Genomic DNA, 16005 nt, shown 5'->3' with positions numbered 1-16005 from the left:
GCCCCCGGAGGAAAGGGGCAGGACGCGGAGTAGTGCCCATATGACCCGGATTCTGCAAACAATCGGTTTCGATGCCGACGATACGCTCTGGCACAACGAACGATTCTTCTCGCTCACGCAGGAGCGATTCGCGGATCTGCTGGCCGATCACGCCGACCGGGAGCACCTCGGGGCGCGTCTCCTTGAAGCCGAACGGCGCAATATCGGGCACTACGGCTTCGGGGTGAAGGGCTTTGTCCTGTCGATGATCGAGACCGCCGTGGAGGTCACGGAGGGCCGGGTGCCGGGGGCGGTGATCGGCGACATCCTCAAGGCCGGGCAGGAGATGCTGAATCACCCGATGGAGTTGCTTCCCCATGCGCGCGAGGCGGTCGAGGCACTGGCCGACACGCACCGGCTGGTTCTCGTGACCAAGGGCGATCTGCTGCATCAGGAGCGCAAGCTGGCGCAGTCCGGCCTGGGAGAGTTGTTCGACGCTGTCGAGATCGTGTCGGACAAGCAGGCCGCGACCTATGCCCGGATCTTCGGCGCCTGTCCGGGCGGGGCCGCGGCGGCCATGATGGTGGGCAATTCCCTGAAATCCGACGTCCGACCGGCCATCGACGCGGGCGGGTGGGGCACCCACGTGCCGCATGATCTGATGTGGGCTCTGGAACATGCCGAGAAGCCGGATCATCCGAAGTTCCGAGAACTGCCCGACCTCGGCGGTCTGCCCGAGCTGGTCCGCCGGATCGGCTGACCCTTCGCCACATTCCTGCCACAATCGCCTCCCTTGGGACCGACTCGGCCGCCGATACTAGATGTGGATTTTTGGATCGGCGAAAACCCCCCTTAATCAAGGCATTGCGGGGTTTATTTAAAGTCATCTCCGTGTTAGCCTTTGTTCAAATCAAAACAAATGCTCACCGATCATCGCAAAAAGAATCGGGGGCGCGAGGCAGTAGAAGGCGGACAACCGTGACGGGACGGCGCAGGCAGCAGCCGGGCCGATTTGGCCTGTATATATTCACACTCATCTGGTTCCTGATCGCGGTGCCCCTGGCGTCGCGTGCGGCCCCCTATGCCGCGATGGTCATGGATGCCAGGTCGGGTCAGGTGATCCATGCGGAGAATGCCGATACCCGGCTGCATCCGGCATCGCTCACCAAGATGATGACGCTCTACATCGCCTTCGAGGCGGTGGAGCATGGCGAACTCAGCATGGATACGGTGGTCACGGTGTCGCGCAATGCCGCGAACGAACCGCCGTCGAAGCTGGGTCTCAAGGCCGGTCAGAAGATCAAGCTGCGCTACCTGGTGCGCGCCGCGGCGGTGAAATCCGCCAATGACGCGGCGACCGCCATCGGCGAGGCGATCTCGGGGTCCGAAGCGGCCTTCGCGCGGCGGATGAACCGCACGGCCAAGAACCTCGGCATGACGCGCAGCACCTTCAAGAACGCGCACGGCCTGACCGAGGAAGGTCACCTGTCGACCGCGCATGACATGACGATTCTCGGGCGTCACCTGATCTACGACTACTCCGAATACTACGGCCTGTTTTCCCGCAACGCGACCGATGCCGGGGTCAAGACCGTCTATTCCCACAACAAGATCCTGCAGACCTACAAGGGCGCCGACGGCATCAAGACGGGATACACCCGTGCCGCCGGGTTCAACCTCGTGGCCTCTGCCGAGCGTGGCCGCGAGCGCATCATCGCGACGGTCTTCGGCGGCGCCTCCACCCCGGCGCGCAACGCCCGTGTCGCCGAACTGCTGGACCTCGGATTCCGCAACAACAAGAACAACGTCGCGCTGAGCAAGCCGGACAAGCCTGCCTATGAGGGCAAGGTCGACAACCCCGAGGTCGTCGTCGCAAAGACCGCCGACCCGTCGCCGGACGGCCTGCGCGGCAAAACCATCCGCGTGGTCGCCGCCGCCGTGACCCGCAGCCTGCGGCCGCAGCATCGCCCGGGCTCGGAGACGCCGAACGTGGCGCCGCTGGTGGCCGAGGTGAAGGACGACATCACCTCCGTACTCGAAGAGGTGCAGGTGGCCGATGCCGCTGCCGCGGTGGCCGAAGCCGCTGCCGCCGAAGCCGCGCCGGTCGTCGCTACCCTTGCCGATGGCGCCGCACCGGAATCCTCGATCAAGCCCGTGCGCCGTCCGCAGGCCGTGCTGCTTGCCAGCGCCGGCGGGGCGGAAGCCACCGCCGAGGCCCTGGCATCTGCAGAAACGCAGGCGCCGCAGCCGCAGGAAGTGGTTGAGCGGGTCTCGACCTCGGGCGGACGTCACTGGGGAATCAACGTGGGCCGCTATTCGAGCAGTTATGCCGCCGAGAAGATCCTGCTGCAGACCGCGCTGATGGAAGTCAGCACGCTTGACGGCAGCCTGCGAAAGGTGGTCAACCGGAAGGGCGGATACGATGCGAACTTCATGGGGCTCACGCGCGAGACGGCCGACCTTGCCTGCCGCCGCCTGCAGGCCCGCCAGGTCACCTGCTTCATGATCGGGCCGAGCTGACCCCAAGACTTTCAAGACGGCCGGTGTCCCAAGCGCCGGCCGACCTCCAGAAGACTACCCCCCGGCGGCGCATGCACCGGGGGTTTTCTTTTGCCCGGCCGTTCGTTGCGGTTCGGCGAGGCCGACCGAAGCTGCATGGCCATGTCCGTCAGGTGCGAGGGCCGTGACATGGTGGTGATTCGTCGAAATCGGACCGCCGGAAATGACAAACCCCCGAAAGGCTCTCGCCCCGGGGGTCGTCTTCTTGTGTCGGAAGGGCGGCTGCCCGACCTGGCGCGGGACGTCAGAGCATCCCTTCGCGCTGGGCCTTCTTGCGTGCGAGCTTACGGGCGCGGCGGATGGCCTCGGCCTTCTCGCGTGCTTTCTTCTCGGAAGGCTTTTCGAAATGCTGCCGAAGCTTCATCTCACGAAAGACACCTTCACGCTGCAGCTTCTTCTTCAGAGCGCGGAGCGCCTGATCGACGTTGTTGTCGCGAACACTGACCTGCATGTGGTTTTCACCACCTTTCTAAGTTTGAGTTGCAAGGAATTGCAGGAAGCCGGTCCATAGCAAAGCCCGCGCCCTTTGTCCAGACTGGCGCGACGCAGCGTCAGTCCGACACGCAACAGCCGTGCCCGCCCCCGCGCATCAGGTCGCATTTCGTGCAAACGCGCTATATGATGGCTCTCAGGAGTCGAAGGAGAGTGCCCATGACTGACGATGTTTCGGGGCGCCTGCTGGATGCGGCGCTCAACCATGTCGCCTTTGATGGCTGGTCGGAGACGACCTTCCGGGAGGCGGTGGCGGAGGCGGCCGTGGACCCGGTGGTCGCGCGGGGGCTGTATCCACGAGGCGCGGTCGATCTCGCGATCGCATTTCACAAGCGCGGCGATGCGGCGATGGTCCGCAAGGTCGCGGAAACCGACCTGTCCGCCATGCGCTACCGCGACCGCGTCGCCTTTGCCGTGCAGACCCGGCTCGAGGTGGTCAAGGACCGCGAGGCGGTCCGGCGCGGGATGTCGCTGTTCGCGCTGCCGATGTATGCGCCCGACGGGGCAAAGCTGATCTGGGGCACCGCCGATGCGATCTGGGCGGCGCTCGGCGATACGGCACGTGATTTCAACTGGTATTCCAAGCGGGCCACGCTGTCCGGGGTCTATTCCTCGACCGTGCTGTACTGGCTCGGCGACGACTCCGTCGATCACCAGGCCACCCGGGCCTTTCTCGACCGGCGCATCGAGGATGTGATGCGCTTTGAAAAGACCAAGGCCGCGCTCCGCGACAACCCCTTGCTGAAACGGGTTTTCGCCGGGCCGGAACGGGTGTTAAGCAAGGTGCGCGCGCCTCAGGCGCAGAAGGACATGAACGTGCCGGGGGGATGGACCGCCCCGCGTTAGGAGGGGTTCCATGCCGAAAACCATGCATGCCGTCGAGATTTCCCGCCCCGGCGGTCCGGAGGTTCTGACCTCCTGCGAGCGGCCGGTGCCGCAGCCGTCGCATGACGAGGTGGTCATCCGCGTCGCCTGGGCCGGGGTGAACCGGCCTGATGCGCTGCAGCGGGCGGGGTCCTACGCGCCGCCCGCCGGGGCGAGCGATCTGCCGGGACTCGAGGCGTCGGGCGTCGTGGTCGCGGTGGGCGAGGGCGTGACCTGGCCCGCCGTCGGAGAGGACGTCTGCGCGCTGCTGCCGGGGGGCGGATACGCGGAATACGTGGCGACCCCGGCGGCCCATTGCCTGCCCGTGCCCGAGGGCATGGCCCTGCGCGAGGCGGCCTGCCTGCCGGAGACCTTCTTCACCGTCTGGTCCAATGTCTTCGAACGCGGTGCGCTGACCGCCGGGGAGCGGTTCCTCGTGCATGGCGGTTCGTCGGGCATCGGGACGACGGCGATCCAGCTTGCCGCCCATTTCGGGGCGCGGGTGTTCACCACGGCGGGCTCCGCCGAAAAGTGTCGGGTCTGCGAGGAACTCGGGGCCGAGCGGGCGCTGAACTATCGCGAGACGGATTTCGTCGAGGTGCTGCGTGCCGAGGGCGGCGCCGATCTGATCCTCGACATGGTCGGGGGCAGCTACCTGCCGCGCAACGTCAAGGCGCTGGCGGATGACGGGCGGCTGGTGCAGATCGCCTTTCTCGAAGGGCCCAAGGTCGAGCTGAACTTTGCGCAGGTGATGATGCGGCGGCTGACCATCACCGGCTCGACCCTGCGTCCGCAGAGCGTGCTGGCCAAGGGCCGCATCGCCGGGGCGCTGAAGGCGCGGGTCTGGCCGCTGCTGGCCGCGGGCAAGATCGCGCCGGTGATGGATTCCGAATTCCCGCTGGCCGAGGCCGCGGCGGCGCATGCGCGGATGGAAGGCTCGACCCACGTGGGCAAGATCGTCCTCAAGGTCGCCTGACGGCCGGGCGCCGGCGTCGGGCGCGCGGTGGCGGCCGACCCTTGCGCGCGCCGGCGACCCGGCGCAAGGTCGGCGCCGAAAACAGGTTCCGAACATCGGGAGGATCAGGACATGGCCGATACGGCAAGAACCGTCATCATCGAGGAACACGGCGGCCCGGAGGCGCTGAAGATCGTCGAGCGGGAGGTCGGAGAGCCCGGCCCGGGCGAGATCCGCATCCGCCACGAGGCCTGCGGGCTGAACTTCATCGACTGCTACCAGCGCTCGGGGCTCTACCCGATGACGCTGCCGCATGCGCTGGGCATGGAGGCCGCGGGCGTGGTCGAAGCCGTGGGCGAGGGGGTCACGCATCTGGTGGTCGGGGATCGCGCCGCCTATGCCGCGGCGCCGCCGGGTGCCTATACCGAGGGGCGGGTGATGCCCGCCGCGCAGGTCTGCCGCCTGCCCGAGGACATCTCCTTCGAGGAAGGTGCGGCGATGATGCTCAAGGGGCTGACGGTGCAGTACCTGTTCCACCGGACGACGCCGCTCGCGGCCGGGGATACCGTGCTGTTCCATGCCGCCGCGGGCGGGGTCGGTCTGATCGCCTGCCAATGGGCGAAATCCGAGGGCATCCGGCTGATCGGTACTGCCGGGTCGCCGGAGAAATGCGCGCTGGCCGAGGCCCACGGTGCGGATGTCTGCATCGATTACCGCGATCCGGAGTGGCCGGCCAAGGTGCGCGAGCTGACCGGCGGCGCAGGGGTCGACGTGGTGATGGATTCCGTGGGCAAGTCGACCTTCGAGGGCTCGCTGAATTCGCTGAAGCCGCTGGGGATGATGATCTCCTTCGGCAATGCCTCGGGGGCGGTGGAGGCGTTCAACCTCGGAATTCTCGGGCAGAAGGGGTCGCTGAAGCTGACGCGCCCGACGCTGTTCACCCATATCTCCGATCACGCCGCCTGCCAGGAGATGGCGGCGATGCTGTTCGGAAAGGTGAGTTCGGGGGCGGTGAGCATCCGCATCGAGCAGCGCTTTCCGCTGGCGGAGGTCGCCGCGGCGCATCGCGCCCTGGAGGCGCGCAAGACCACCGGCCAGACGATCCTGACGCTCGGCTGAGGGGCGCTGACGCGCGCTGGCCCGAGCCGGGTGCCGCCTTTGGCGGCCCCCGGCGGTCGAGGGGCGCTGCCCCTCTTGAGGCCGGGGGCCTCAATTCACCCCGGGATATTTTCGAACCGAAGAAGCTGCGGGGTCAGCCCCGCCAGTCGAAGAAGCCGGGACCGGCCCTGTCGCGCAAGCGGCGGGCGAGGCTGCGGCCGAGGCTTGCGCCCTCTGCGGCGGGGCCGGCGGTTTCGGCGCCGTGCGCCTCGCTGCCGTCGGGGCGCAGGATCTCTCCGCGCAGGCGCAGGGTCGGACCGTCGAGTTCGGCCAGGGCGGCGATGGGAGTTTCGCAGGAGCCGTCGAGCTCGGCGAGGAAGGCGCGTTCCGCGGTGAGGCGCAGGCCCGTCGCGCCGTCGTGGATCGCTGCCAGCATCCGTGCGGTGCGCGCGTCGTCCTCGCGCCGTTCGATGCCGATGGCGCCCTGGGCGACGGCGGGGAGCATGTCCTCCGGGGCGATGGGGGCGCGGGCGACCTCGGTCAGGCCCATGCGGCGCAGGCCGGCCATGGCGAGGAAGGTCGCGGAAGCGACGCCGTCGTCGAGCTTTTTCAGCCGGGTCTGGAGGTTGCCGCGGAATTCCACGACGCGGAGGTCGGGCCGGCGGTGGAGCAGCTGCGCGCGGCGGCGCAGGGACGAGGTGCCGACGGTGGCGCCCTGCGGCAGATCCGCGATGGCGGCGTGCTGCGGCGAGACGAAGGCGTCGCGCGTGTCTTCGCGCGGGAGGTAGCAGTCGAGACGCAGGCCCGCGGGCTGGAGGGTCGGCATGTCCTTCATCGAATGGACCGCGATGTCGATGCCGCCGTCGAGGAGCTGGTCCTCGATCTCCTTGGTGAAGAGGCCCTTGTTGCCGATGGTCTTGAGCGGCACGTCCTTGTCGATCAGCGTGCGGTCGTCGCCGGTGGTCTTGATGACCACGATAGCGAAGGCCGCCTGCGCGAGGCCGAAGGCGGCGGCGAGACGGTCGCGGGTTTCATGCGCCTGGGCCAGCGCCAGGGGGGAGCCGCGGGTGCCGATCCGGAGCGGCGCGGAGGGGGTGGGGAGCGTGTCGGTCATGGGCCAAGCTTTATGTCGCGCCTTGCGCGGTGGCAATGGCGCCGGTTTTGACATATTGCCGCCGGGACCACGGACGGGAGGCTCCGAATGACCAAGACGATCTTGCGCGCGCTGGCCGGTGAAGTGTTGCCCGTGCCGCCGATCTGGATGATGCGGCAGGCGGGGCGCTACCTGCCCGAATACCGCGCGACGCGGGCGGAGGCGGGGGATTTCCTGTCGCTCTGCTACAACCCGGAGCTTGCGGCCGAGGTCACGCTCCAGCCGATCCGGCGCTACGGGTTCGACGCGGCGATCCTGTTTGCCGACATCCTGCTGCTGCCTCAGGCGCTGGGGTGCGATCTGTGGTTCGTGACCGGCGAGGGGCCGCGCCTGTCGACCGTCACGACCGAGGCCGATTTCGACAAGCTGGGGCGCGGGGAGATGATCCACGACACGCTGTCGCCGATCTACGAAACCGTGCGGCGGCTGCGCCGGTCCCTGCCTGAGGAGACGACGCTGATCGGCTTTGCCGGGGCGCCCTGGACGGTGGCGACCTACATGATCGCCGGGCGCGGCACCAAGGACCAGGGCCCGGCGCATGCGCTCAAGGCCGAGAACCGGCCGCTGTTCGAGAAGATCATGGCGCGGCTCGAGGAATCCACCGTGGATTACCTTTCGGAGCAGGTGAAGGCCGGGGCCGAGGTGGTGAAGCTGTTCGATTCCTGGGCCGGGTCGCTGGATGATGCGGATTTCGCCCTGTACGCGCGGGAGTCGGCACGGCGGATCACGCAGGAACTGAAGTCGCGCCACCCCGGTCTGCCGGTCATCGCCTTTCCGCGGCAGGCCGGCGCGGGCTATGTCGGCTTTCACGCCGCGACCGGCGCCGACTGCGTGGCGGTCGACGACAGCGTGACGCCGGAATGGGCGGCCGAACACGTGCAGGTATCGGGCTGCGTGCAGGGCAACCTCGCCTCGTCCCACATGGTGACCGGGGGCGACGCCCTCGTGGCCGAGACGCGCCGGGTGGTGGAGGCCTTCGGCAACGGTCCGCATATCTTCAACCTCGGACACGGGATCACGCCGGATGCGGACCCGGAGAACGTGAAGCTGATGATCGACACGGTGCGTGAAACCCGGCGCGATACCGGGGGCGGTGCGGACTGCGGCGTCTGACGGTCCCGGCCTGCCCCGGGGGCGGGGCAAGCCGCCTTGCAGTCCCTGTCCTGTCGCGCCAGAGTGTCGACAGAACAGGGAGACGACACGATGAAAGACGGTGACATCGCACGCCGCGGCCTGGTCCTGCTGGGCTGCGGTAAAATGGGGTCGGCCATGCTCGAAGGGTGGCTGAAGCGCGGCCTGCCGCCGACGTCGGTCTGGGTGAACGACCCCCATCCGTCGGATTGGCTGCGCGCGCAGGGCGTGCATCTGAATGCCGCGCTGCCGGAGTCGCCCGCCATCGTGCTGGTCGCGGTCAAGCCGCAGATGATGGCCGAAGCGCTGCCGACGCTGAAGGGCTACGGCAATGGCGGAACGCTGTTTCTGTCGGTGGCCGCCGGGGTCACCATCGCCCGCTACGAGGAGATGCTGGGCGAGCGGACGCCGATCATCCGCGCCATGCCCAACACGCCCGCCGCGGTGGGGCAGGGCATCACCGCCATTGCCGGCAACGCGCGGGCAGACGAGGCCGACCTGGCCTCGGCGGAGGCGCTGCTGTCGGCGGTGGGCGAGGTCGTGCGACTCGAAGGGGAAGGCCAGATGGATGCGGTGACCGGGGTCAGCGGGTCCGGACCGGCCTATGTCTTTCACATGATCGAATGCCTTGCGGCGGCGGGCGAGGCGCAGGGGCTGGCGCCCGCGCTTGCCCTGCAGCTCGCTCGGGCGACCGTTGCGGGTGCCGGAGCGCTGGCGATGCAGGCGGGCGAGGACCCGGCTCAGCTCCGGCGGAACGTGACCTCACCCAACGGCACGACGCAGGCCGGTCTGGAGGTGCTGATGGATGCCGCTACCGGGCTGCCGCCGCTGATGAAGGCGACGGTGGCCGCCGCGGCGGACCGCTCGCGCGAGCTGGCCAATGGTTGAGATCGGGATCGACGACTTTCTCAAGGTCGACATCCGGGTGGGCCGCGTGGTGCGGGCCGAGCCCTTCCCCGAGGCCCGCAAGCCCGCGATCAAGCTCTGGATCGATTTCGGGCCCGAGATCGGGGAAAGGAAATGCTCGGCGCAGATCACCGTGCATTACACCCCCGAAACCATCGTCGGGACGCTGGTCATGGCGGTGGTCAACTTCCCGCCCCGCCAGATCGGCCCGTTCATGTCGGAATGCCTCACCCTCGGGTTCGAGGACGAGACCGGTGCCATCGTCCTTGCGACGCCGGATCAGGCCGTCCCGGTGGGAGGGCGCCTGCATTGACCCGCGTCCTGATCGCCCGGAACCTGCCCGAACGCGTGGTCGAGGAGGCCCGCTCCCTCTTCGACATCACCTACCGCGACCGCCCCGATCCGATGAGCCGGGAGGAGATGGTCGAGAGCCTTCTGGACTTTGACGGCGTACTGCCGACCCTCGGGGACCGCTACTCGGGCGGGGTCTTTGCGGCGGCGGCGGCCGCGGGGGAAGTGCGGGCGCGCATCCTTGCCAACTTCGGGGTGGGGTACAATCACATCGACATCGCGGCGGCGCGGTCGGCGGGGCTGGTGGTGACGAACACGCCGGGGGCCGTGACGGATGCCACGGCGGACGTGGCGCTGACGCTCATGCTGATGTCCTGCCGCCGCGCGGCGGAGGGCGAGCGCCTGGTGCGGTCGGGCGGCTGGCAGGGCTGGCACCCCGTGCAGATGCTGGGGTTGCACATGACCGGCAAGACGGTCGGAATCCTCGGGATGGGCCGGATCGGGCAGGCCATCGCGCGGCGGGCCCATTTCGGCTTCGGCATGACGGTCGCCTATGCGAGCCGGTCCGAGAAGACGCTTGAGTTTCCGGCCCGCTACGTGAAGTCGGCGGTCGATCTGGCGGCGCAGGTGGACGTGCTTGTCATCGCGATGCCCGCCAGCCCGGAAACGCACCACGCGGTGGATGCCGAAATCCTCGGCGCGATGAAGCCGACGGCGCATCTGGTCAACATCGCGCGGGGCGACATCGTCGACGAAACCGCGTTGATCGACGCGCTGCAGGCGGGGCGGATCGCGGGGGCGGGGCTGGATGTCTACGAACACGAACCCGACGTGCCGGCGGCGCTGCGCGCGCTCGACAACGTCACGCTGCTGCCGCATCTCGGCACGGCAACGCTCGAAGTGCGCGAGAGCATGGGGCGGATGGCGGTCGCGAACCTGCGCGCCTTCTTTGCCGGAGAGGCGGTTCCGAACCCGGTCTGACCCGGCTCAGGCAGGGCGGTCGTCGCCCATCGCGTCGCGCCAGTGCTTGCGGCAGAGCGAAACATAGGTCTCGTTCCCGCCGATCTGCACCTGTGCGCCGTCGGTCACGACATTCCCGGCGGCATCCTGCCGGATCACCATCGTCGCCTTGCGTCCGCAATGGCAGATCGTGCGGATCTCGCGAAGGGTGTCGGCGAGGGCGAGCAGGGCGGCCGATCCGGGGAACAGCCGGCCGCGGAAATCGACCCGCAGCCCGTAGGCCATCACCGGCACGTTCAGGTCGTCGACCACCCGCGCCAGCTGCCAGACCTGGGCTTCGGTCAGGAACTGCGCCTCGTCGACGAAGATGCAGGCCAGCGGGCCCCGGTCGAGCCGGTCCGAGAGGCGCGTGAAAAGGTCGTCGTCGGGCGCGAACATGTCCGCAGGTTGCCCGAGCCCGATCCGGGAGCCGATCCGCCCCTCGCCGGCGCGGTGATCCAGCGCCGCGGTCAGAAGGTGAACCTCCATCCCCCGTTCGCGGTAGTTGTGCGCCGCCTGGAGGAGCAGCGTCGACTTGCCCGCGTTCATGGTCGAATAATTGAAATGCAGCTTGGCCATGGCCGCAGCCTTGCCGCAGCCCGCGCCCGGACGCAAGGTCCGCGGCTATCGCCCGTCGGCCACGTTCTCGCGCGCGACGGCAACGGCCTTGAGCACGGCAAAGACCGCCTTGCCCGGCTGCAGGTCCAGCGCCGAGGCCGAGCGCCGGGTGATCCGCGCGAGCAGCCGGTTGCCGCCCGCGTCGAGCTGCACCAGCGCGCCCGGACCCTGGCCCATGCGCAGCGTCTGCACCGTCGCGGGGAGGATGTTGAGGGCCGAGATACCCTCGGGGCGCGTCAGCGAGAGCATGACGTCCTGCGCTTCGATATGCACCCGGATCGCCTCGCCGGGGGCGCGGTCGACCTGCGGCAGAAGCAGGCGGATGCCGCCCGCCTGCAATTCGCTGAGCCCGTCGGGGTGGTGTGCCAGGACCCGGGTTTCCAGCAGGGCTCCGGCGTGGCGCACCCCGAGCGGCGTGACCTCGGGATCGCTCAGGACATCGGCGGCCGAACCCTGCCGCACCACCTTGCCATCCTGAAGCACGACGACCGAGGTGGCGAGCCGCGCGACCTCGGCGGCGGAATGGCTGACGTAGAGGATGGGAAGGTCGGTCTCGTCCCGGAGGCGCTCGAAATAGGGCAGGATCTCGGCCTTGCGGGCTTCGTCCAGTGCGGCAAAGGGTTCGTCCGCAAGCAGCACGTCGGGCCGTGCCAGAAGCGCGCGCCCGAGCGCGACCCGCTGCCGCTCTCCGCCGGACAACGCGCCGGGGCGCCGGTCGAGCAGGTGGGATATGCCGAGCAGATCCACCACGAGGCCGGGGTCCGGTCCGCCGGCACGGCGGCGGGCGAAGCGCTGGCCGTAGAGCAGGTTGGCCCGGACCGACAGATGCGGAAACAGGCGGGATTCCTGGAACACGTAGCCGAGCCGGCGCCGGTGGACCGGCAGCCAGAGCCCGCGCGCGCTGTCCTGCAGCACCCGGTCGCCGATGACGATACGCCCGGAATCCGGGCGCAGCAGCCCGGCGACCGCGTTGATGACGCTGGTCTTGCCGGAGCCGGAGCGCCCGAACAGCACGGTCAGGCCGGGCGGGGCCTCGATCCCGATGTCCAGCCGGAAGGCCCCGAAATCGTGCCTGAGCGAAATGGAGACGGTCATGCGCCCGCCACCCGCGCTGCCACGCGGCGCGAGATCGCCTCGGACAGGAACAGCGCGGCGAGGGCGAGCACGACCGAGACGATCACCAGCCGGATCGCCGCGCCTTCGCCCCCCGGCACCTGCAGAAAGGCGTAGATGGCCGAGGGCAGCGTGCGCGTCTGGCCGGGGATGTTCGACACGAAGGTGATGGTGGCGCCGAATTCGCCCATCGCCTTGGCAAAGGCGAGGATCGCCCCCGCCAGCACCCCCGGCAGGATCAGCGGCAGGGTGACGGTGACGAAGACCCAGCCGCGCGACGCCCCGAGGGTCGAGGCGGCCTGCTCGAGTTTCGGGTCCACCGCGTCGATGGAGAGGCGGATCGCCCGCACCATCAGGGGAAAGCCCATGATCCCGGCCGCCAGCGCGGCACCGGTCCAGTGAAAGGCCAGGACGATTCCGACCTCCTGAAGCAAACGGCCCACCGGCCCTTGGGTCCCGAAGGTGAGCAGCAGGATGTAGCCGGTCACGACCGGCGGCAGGATCAGCGGCAGGTGCACCAGCCCGTTGAGGATCTGCTTGCCGGGAAAGCGCCAGCGCGCGAGCGCATAGGCCAGGAACACGCCGAGCGGCAGCGAACAGACCGTGGCCCAGACCGACACGCGCAGGGACAGGGCGATGGCCTGCCATTCTTCCGGGCCGAACAGGATCATGGGGTGGGGTCTACTCCGTCAGGACGGTGAAACCCTGCCGTTCGAACGCGGCGCGCGCAACAGGCCCTTGCAGGAAATCGAGAAAACCTGCCGCTTCGGGGGCGGCGCGGGTGGTCAGGGCGGCCGGATAGAGGATTTCGGGATGGCTGTCCGCCGGAAAGGTGCCGAGAACGGTGACGCCGGGGTCGGCCACCGCGTCGGAGGCGTAGACGATGCCGAGCGGCGCCTCTCCGGAGGCCACGAGGGCGAGCGCGGCGCGGACGTTGTCGGTCTGGGCGACCATCGGCGCAACGCCGTCCCAGAGCCCGAGCGAGGTGAGCGCGGCCTTGCCGTAGATCCCCGCCGGGACCGCATCGACCAGCGCCATCGCCAGGTGCCCGCCGTCGAGAAGCCCGGCGAGGTCGAGCGCCGGGCCGATCACGACCGCCTCGGCCGGCCGGTGCGCGACCAGCACGAGGCGGTTCGACAGCAGCTCGACACGGGTTTCCGGCCGGATGGCCCCGTCTTCCGCCAGCCTGTCCATCCAGTCGGTGTTGGCGGAGATGAAGACATCCGCCGGTGCGCCGAGGCCGATCTGGCGGGCCAGCGCGGAGGACCCGGCCAGCGACACCGCCAGATTCTCTCCGGTTTCGGTTTCGTAGGCGGGGGCGATCTCGTCCAGGGCGTTCTTGAGGCTGGCGGCGGCGAAGACGGTGATCTGCGCTTCGGCCGTCGCGGCAAGGCCGAGGCAGGTGGCGGCGACGGCAAGCGTGCGCAGGACAGCGGTTCTGATGAGATGCATGAGGCCCCCGATCCGGATATGTCTTGCGGAACATATCGCTCGGGATCGTCCCTCGGGCAAGCGTTATTTTCCTTCGGACATATCGGCCAGCAGGTCGCGCAGGGCCGCGATGTCGCCGGAGCCGGCCGCGATCGCGCGCGCTTCGAGCTGGCGGTAGTGGGACAGGACGCGGGCGCCGGTTTCGGTCAGTTCGGCGCCGCCGCCCCTCGTGCCGCCCCGCGACCGCGCCACCAGCGGGGCGCGGAAGGCGGCGTTCATCTGTTCCACCAGGCTCCAGGCGCGCTTGTAGCTCATGCCCATGGCTCGCCCTGCCGCCGCGATGGAGCCGGTTTCGCGGATATGTTCGAGGAGGTCGGCCTTGCCCGGCCCGATCATGACCTCCCCGAACCGCAGGCGGAGGGAAAGGCGGGCAGGGAGGGGATCGGGAAGCGCTGTCATGGTGGGCGGAGTGTCCGGTATCGCCGGAGCCATGACAAGAGCGCGAGGCGCTCGAGAGGGCGCTTGTGCCGCCCCCGGCAGCAGGCCAAGGTGCAGGCCCGCAAGATTTGCCGCGCGAGGCCCGATGTTCGACGCCGTCCTGCTTCCCTTTCAGCGCCGCCTGTTGCGCCCGGTTGCCCGCGCGCTCGTGGCGGGTGGCGTCGGGGCCGATGCGATCACGCTCGCCGGGTTCGCGGTGGGGTTGGCTGGGGTGGTGTTTGCCGCGTCGGGCTGGCCGCTGGCGGCCCTGGCCGCGCTGGCCGGGAACCGGCTGGCCGATGGTCTGGATGGCGAGGTGGCGCGGATGACGCGGCCCACGGACCGGGGCGCGTTCCTCGACATCGCGCTGGATTTCCTGTTCTACGCGCTGTTTCCGCTGGGATTTGCCCTTGCCGATCCGGGGGCCAATGCCCTCGCCGCCGCCGCGCTGGTGGTCAGTTTCGTCGGCACCGGGTCGTCGTTCCTCGCGTTTTCGCTGATCGCGGAGCGGCGGGGCATGACCTCGGACGACTATCCCGCCAAGGGCATCTTTTACCTCGGCGGGTTGACGGAAGGGGCGGAGACCATCGCGCTGTTCGTGCTCTTCTGCCTGCTGCCGTCGCAGTTCGCGCTGCTGGCCTGGATCTTTGCCTGCGCCTGCGCGCTCACCACGCTCTCGCGGCTTCTGGCGGGGTGGCGCAGTTTCTAGCTCCGGCCTGCAAGCAGGTGGCGGGGGAGGCGTGCCAGCGACAGGCCGACGAAGGCCGGGTAGCCCATCTCGCCCGCCAGAAGGCGCATGTAGCGTTGCCGGGCCGGATCCGACCGGCGAAAGGCGCGGGCAAAGCGGTCGGCGGCACGGGGCGAGAAGACGAGGTGCCGAAGCATCCGCGCCCAGGCCAGTTCGCGATGCAGCGGGACAAGCGACCGGCGGTAGTGGCCATAGGCACTGCCCGGCGACCCGGCGCGCAACGCCTCCGCGCAGGCCCGCGCCGCGAGGCTGCCGCTGTGCAGGGCGTGGGCGATGCCTTCGCCGGTGATCGGGTCGACCAGCCCGGCGGCGTCTCCGGCGAGCAGGATATTTCCGCGCCCGGGATGCCTGCGCACTGCGCCGAACGGCAGGAAATGGCCCTTGACCCGCGCGGACCCGGAGGCGCCCAGCAGGGACAGGTAGTCCGACATGCGCGCGCCGAGGTCGGGGTTGCAACGGTGCAGGCCGCCGACCCCGATGGTCGTGCCGCCGGATTTCGGAAAGCGCCAGCCGTACCCGGCGACAGCGGCGTCGAAGTCGATCCGCAGGGTGCGGTCGTCGGACGGGGGCGTTTCGACCTCCAGCGCGAAGCCGATGGTCGCGTGATCGAAGGCCCGACCGAACAGGTGCCGCGCCGTCGGGCTGGCGACCCCGTCGGCGCCGATGAGGATCGAAAAGCCGGGCGCCGTGCCGTCGTGCAGGCGAAGGTGGCCCGCCTCGATCCCGGCGACGCGGGTGCCGGTCAGGTCGGTCACCCCGGCGGCGAGCGCCGCCTGCAACAGGTGATGGTCGAGAGACAGGCGCGTCGTCAGGTGCACCGGCGGGCAGCCCGACACCTCGCCCAGCGGCTGCCCGTGGCGGAAAAAGACGATGCGGTCGTGACGGTCCAGAGCGTCGGGCGGCAGCGGCGCGAGGGCGTCGATCCGGGCAAGGGCGCGCGCGGTCAAGAGGCCGCCGCACAGCTTGTCGCGGGGAAAGACCGCGCGGTCGACGATGGCGGTGCGAAGGCCGGCGCGGGCGGCCCCGATCGCGGCGGCGGACCCGGCGGGTCCCGCCCCCAGAACGATCACGTCAAAGGCGGTGGTCACGGCGGCCCCCCTCGGCGCGACCGGGTGGCCGGTCCTTCCCGTGTCGCGGCCCCCGGCATCCCGGCGCGGAGGGCACGAAAAAGCCCGGCTGTCGCGGGGCAGC

18 protein-coding genes are annotated in these 16005 nt (G+C 69.4%); 10 read left to right on the top strand and 8 right to left on the bottom strand.

The window, feature by feature from the left end; translation table 11 throughout:
- The first annotated feature begins 40 nt into the window (after window positions 1–40).
- Window positions 41–739 carry an HAD family hydrolase gene (locus ACN0RJ_RS04205; RefSeq protein ID WP_417723496.1) on the top strand — a complete coding sequence of 233 codons (699 nt, stop codon included), beginning with the start codon at window positions 41–43 and terminating at the stop codon, window positions 737–739.
- A 329-nt stretch (window positions 740–1068) separates the two neighbouring features.
- A complete protein-coding gene (locus ACN0RJ_RS04200) occupies window positions 1069–2499 on the top strand; it encodes a D-alanyl-D-alanine carboxypeptidase family protein (RefSeq protein ID WP_417723759.1) in 1431 nt (476 codons plus the stop codon).
- Between the two features lie 283 nt (window positions 2500–2782).
- Here ACN0RJ_RS04200 and rpsU read toward each other — a convergent pair whose 3' ends face one another.
- Entirely contained in the window at window positions 2783–2989 is a 207-nt protein-coding gene (gene rpsU / locus ACN0RJ_RS04195) for a 30S ribosomal protein S21 (RefSeq protein WP_036556662.1), read from the bottom strand.
- 200 nt (window positions 2990–3189) lie between these two features.
- Between rpsU and ACN0RJ_RS04190 the strand changes: the two genes are divergently transcribed.
- The 3 genes from ACN0RJ_RS04190 to ACN0RJ_RS04180 all read left to right on the top strand — a co-directional run bounded on the left by ACN0RJ_RS04190 (window position 3190) and on the right by ACN0RJ_RS04180 (window position 5968).
- Window positions 3190–3876, top strand: a complete 687-nt coding sequence (locus ACN0RJ_RS04190) for a COQ9 family protein (protein WP_417719388.1) — start codon at window positions 3190–3192, stop codon at window positions 3874–3876.
- Between the two features lie 10 nt (window positions 3877–3886).
- Window positions 3887–4870 (top strand): NAD(P)H-quinone oxidoreductase, encoded by a 984-nt coding sequence (locus ACN0RJ_RS04185; RefSeq protein WP_417723495.1) that lies wholly within the window; start codon window positions 3887–3889, stop codon window positions 4868–4870.
- 111 nt (window positions 4871–4981) lie between these two features.
- Entirely contained in the window at window positions 4982–5968 is a 987-nt protein-coding gene (locus ACN0RJ_RS04180; protein ID WP_417719386.1) for a quinone oxidoreductase family protein, read from the top strand.
- Between the two features lie 133 nt (window positions 5969–6101).
- Here the strand turns inward: ACN0RJ_RS04180 and hemC are convergent, their stop codons facing one another.
- Window positions 6102–7061: a hydroxymethylbilane synthase gene (gene hemC / locus ACN0RJ_RS04175; RefSeq protein WP_417719385.1), complete on the bottom strand. Its 960-nt coding sequence runs from the start codon at window positions 7059–7061 to the stop codon at window positions 6102–6104.
- Between the two features lie 87 nt (window positions 7062–7148).
- Between hemC and hemE the strand changes: the two genes are divergently transcribed.
- The 4 genes from hemE (at window position 7149) to ACN0RJ_RS04155 (ending at window position 10409) form a co-directional block, all read left to right on the top strand.
- Window positions 7149–8213 carry a uroporphyrinogen decarboxylase gene (hemE, locus tag ACN0RJ_RS04170; RefSeq protein ID WP_417723494.1) on the top strand — a complete coding sequence of 355 codons (1065 nt, stop codon included), beginning with the start codon at window positions 7149–7151 and terminating at the stop codon, window positions 8211–8213.
- A 90-nt stretch (window positions 8214–8303) separates the two neighbouring features.
- The gene (proC, locus tag ACN0RJ_RS04165) at window positions 8304–9119 is read left to right on the top strand and encodes a pyrroline-5-carboxylate reductase (protein ID WP_417723493.1); all 816 of its coding nucleotides are present in this window, start codon (window positions 8304–8306) and stop codon (window positions 9117–9119) included.
- Window positions 9112–9450 carry a tRNA-binding protein gene (locus tag ACN0RJ_RS04160; RefSeq protein WP_417723492.1) on the top strand — a complete coding sequence of 113 codons (339 nt, stop codon included), beginning with the start codon at window positions 9112–9114 and terminating at the stop codon, window positions 9448–9450. Before proC ends, ACN0RJ_RS04160 begins: the two co-directional genes overlap by 8 nt.
- Window positions 9447–10409, top strand: coding sequence for a 2-hydroxyacid dehydrogenase (locus ACN0RJ_RS04155; RefSeq protein WP_417723491.1), 963 nt, complete (start codon window positions 9447–9449; stop codon window positions 10407–10409). Before ACN0RJ_RS04160 ends, ACN0RJ_RS04155 begins: the two co-directional genes overlap by 4 nt.
- A 6-nt stretch (window positions 10410–10415) precedes the next feature.
- On the opposite strand, the gene ACN0RJ_RS04150 is transcribed toward ACN0RJ_RS04155, so the two are convergent.
- From ACN0RJ_RS04150 to ACN0RJ_RS04130, 5 genes are all read right to left on the bottom strand, one after another.
- Entirely contained in the window at window positions 10416–11006 is a 591-nt protein-coding gene (locus ACN0RJ_RS04150; RefSeq protein WP_417719380.1) for a thymidine kinase, read from the bottom strand.
- A 45-nt stretch (window positions 11007–11051) separates the two neighbouring features.
- Complete coding sequence (modC, locus tag ACN0RJ_RS04145) at window positions 11052–12140, bottom strand: molybdenum ABC transporter ATP-binding protein (protein ID WP_417723490.1); 1089 nt, start codon at window positions 12138–12140, stop codon at window positions 11052–11054.
- Window positions 12137–12829 carry a molybdate ABC transporter permease subunit gene (gene modB / locus ACN0RJ_RS04140; protein WP_417723489.1) on the bottom strand — a complete coding sequence of 231 codons (693 nt, stop codon included), beginning with the start codon at window positions 12827–12829 and terminating at the stop codon, window positions 12137–12139. The genes modC and modB overlap by 4 nt, the downstream gene beginning before the upstream one ends.
- Before the next feature lie 10 nt (window positions 12830–12839).
- Window positions 12840–13610: a molybdate ABC transporter substrate-binding protein gene (modA, locus tag ACN0RJ_RS04135; protein ID WP_417723488.1), complete on the bottom strand. Its 771-nt coding sequence runs from the start codon at window positions 13608–13610 to the stop codon at window positions 12840–12842.
- Window positions 13611–13673: 63 nt separating this feature from the next.
- A complete protein-coding gene (locus ACN0RJ_RS04130; RefSeq protein WP_417723487.1) occupies window positions 13674–14048 on the bottom strand; it encodes a winged helix-turn-helix domain-containing protein in 375 nt (124 codons plus the stop codon).
- Window positions 14049–14172: 124 nt separating this feature from the next.
- Between ACN0RJ_RS04130 and ACN0RJ_RS04125 the strand changes: the two genes are divergently transcribed.
- Entirely contained in the window at window positions 14173–14775 is a 603-nt protein-coding gene (locus ACN0RJ_RS04125) for a CDP-alcohol phosphatidyltransferase family protein (protein WP_417719375.1), read from the top strand.
- Here the strand turns inward: ACN0RJ_RS04125 and ACN0RJ_RS04120 are convergent.
- On the bottom strand, window positions 14772–15902 hold the full coding sequence (locus ACN0RJ_RS04120) for a geranylgeranyl reductase family protein (protein WP_417723486.1): 1131 nt from the start codon (window positions 15900–15902) through the stop codon (window positions 14772–14774). The two genes, ACN0RJ_RS04125 and ACN0RJ_RS04120, sit on opposite strands and share 4 nt — an antisense overlap.
- Window positions 15903–16005 lie beyond the last annotated feature (103 nt).

Origin of the sequence: Salipiger sp. (genome assembly GCF_048261495.1) — a bacterium.
Taxonomy (GTDB): Bacteria; Pseudomonadota; Alphaproteobacteria; order Rhodobacterales; family Rhodobacteraceae; genus Salipiger.
This window is presented reverse-complemented; position numbering and strand designations above follow the sequence as displayed.

Coding starts and splice junctions, on each gene's coding strand:
- ACN0RJ_RS04205 (WP_417723496.1), top strand. CDS start 41: ATGACCCGGATTCTGCAAACAATCGGTTTCGATGCCGACGATACGCTC.
- ACN0RJ_RS04200 (WP_417723759.1), top strand. CDS start 1,069: ATGGTCATGGATGCCAGGTCGGGTCAGGTGATCCATGCGGAGAATGCC.
- rpsU (WP_036556662.1), bottom strand. CDS start 2,989: ATGCAGGTCAGTGTTCGCGACAACAACGTCGATCAGGCGCTCCGCGCT.
- ACN0RJ_RS04190 (WP_417719388.1), top strand. CDS start 3,190: ATGACTGACGATGTTTCGGGGCGCCTGCTGGATGCGGCGCTCAACCAT.
- ACN0RJ_RS04185 (WP_417723495.1), top strand. CDS start 3,887: ATGCCGAAAACCATGCATGCCGTCGAGATTTCCCGCCCCGGCGGTCCG.
- ACN0RJ_RS04180 (WP_417719386.1), top strand. CDS start 4,982: ATGGCCGATACGGCAAGAACCGTCATCATCGAGGAACACGGCGGCCCG.
- hemC (WP_417719385.1), bottom strand. CDS start 7,061: ATGACCGACACGCTCCCCACCCCCTCCGCGCCGCTCCGGATCGGCACC.
- hemE (WP_417723494.1), top strand. CDS start 7,149: ATGACCAAGACGATCTTGCGCGCGCTGGCCGGTGAAGTGTTGCCCGTG.
- proC (WP_417723493.1), top strand. CDS start 8,304: ATGAAAGACGGTGACATCGCACGCCGCGGCCTGGTCCTGCTGGGCTGC.
- ACN0RJ_RS04160 (WP_417723492.1), top strand. CDS start 9,112: ATGGTTGAGATCGGGATCGACGACTTTCTCAAGGTCGACATCCGGGTG.
- ACN0RJ_RS04150 (WP_417719380.1), bottom strand. CDS start 11,006: ATGGCCAAGCTGCATTTCAATTATTCGACCATGAACGCGGGCAAGTCG.
- modC (WP_417723490.1), bottom strand. CDS start 12,140: ATGACCGTCTCCATTTCGCTCAGGCACGATTTCGGGGCCTTCCGGCTG.
- modB (WP_417723489.1), bottom strand. CDS start 12,829: ATGATCCTGTTCGGCCCGGAAGAATGGCAGGCCATCGCCCTGTCCCTG.
- modA (WP_417723488.1), bottom strand. CDS start 13,610: ATGCATCTCATCAGAACCGCTGTCCTGCGCACGCTTGCCGTCGCCGCC.
- ACN0RJ_RS04130 (WP_417723487.1), bottom strand. CDS start 14,048: ATGACAGCGCTTCCCGATCCCCTCCCTGCCCGCCTTTCCCTCCGCCTG.
- ACN0RJ_RS04125 (WP_417719375.1), top strand. CDS start 14,173: ATGTTCGACGCCGTCCTGCTTCCCTTTCAGCGCCGCCTGTTGCGCCCG.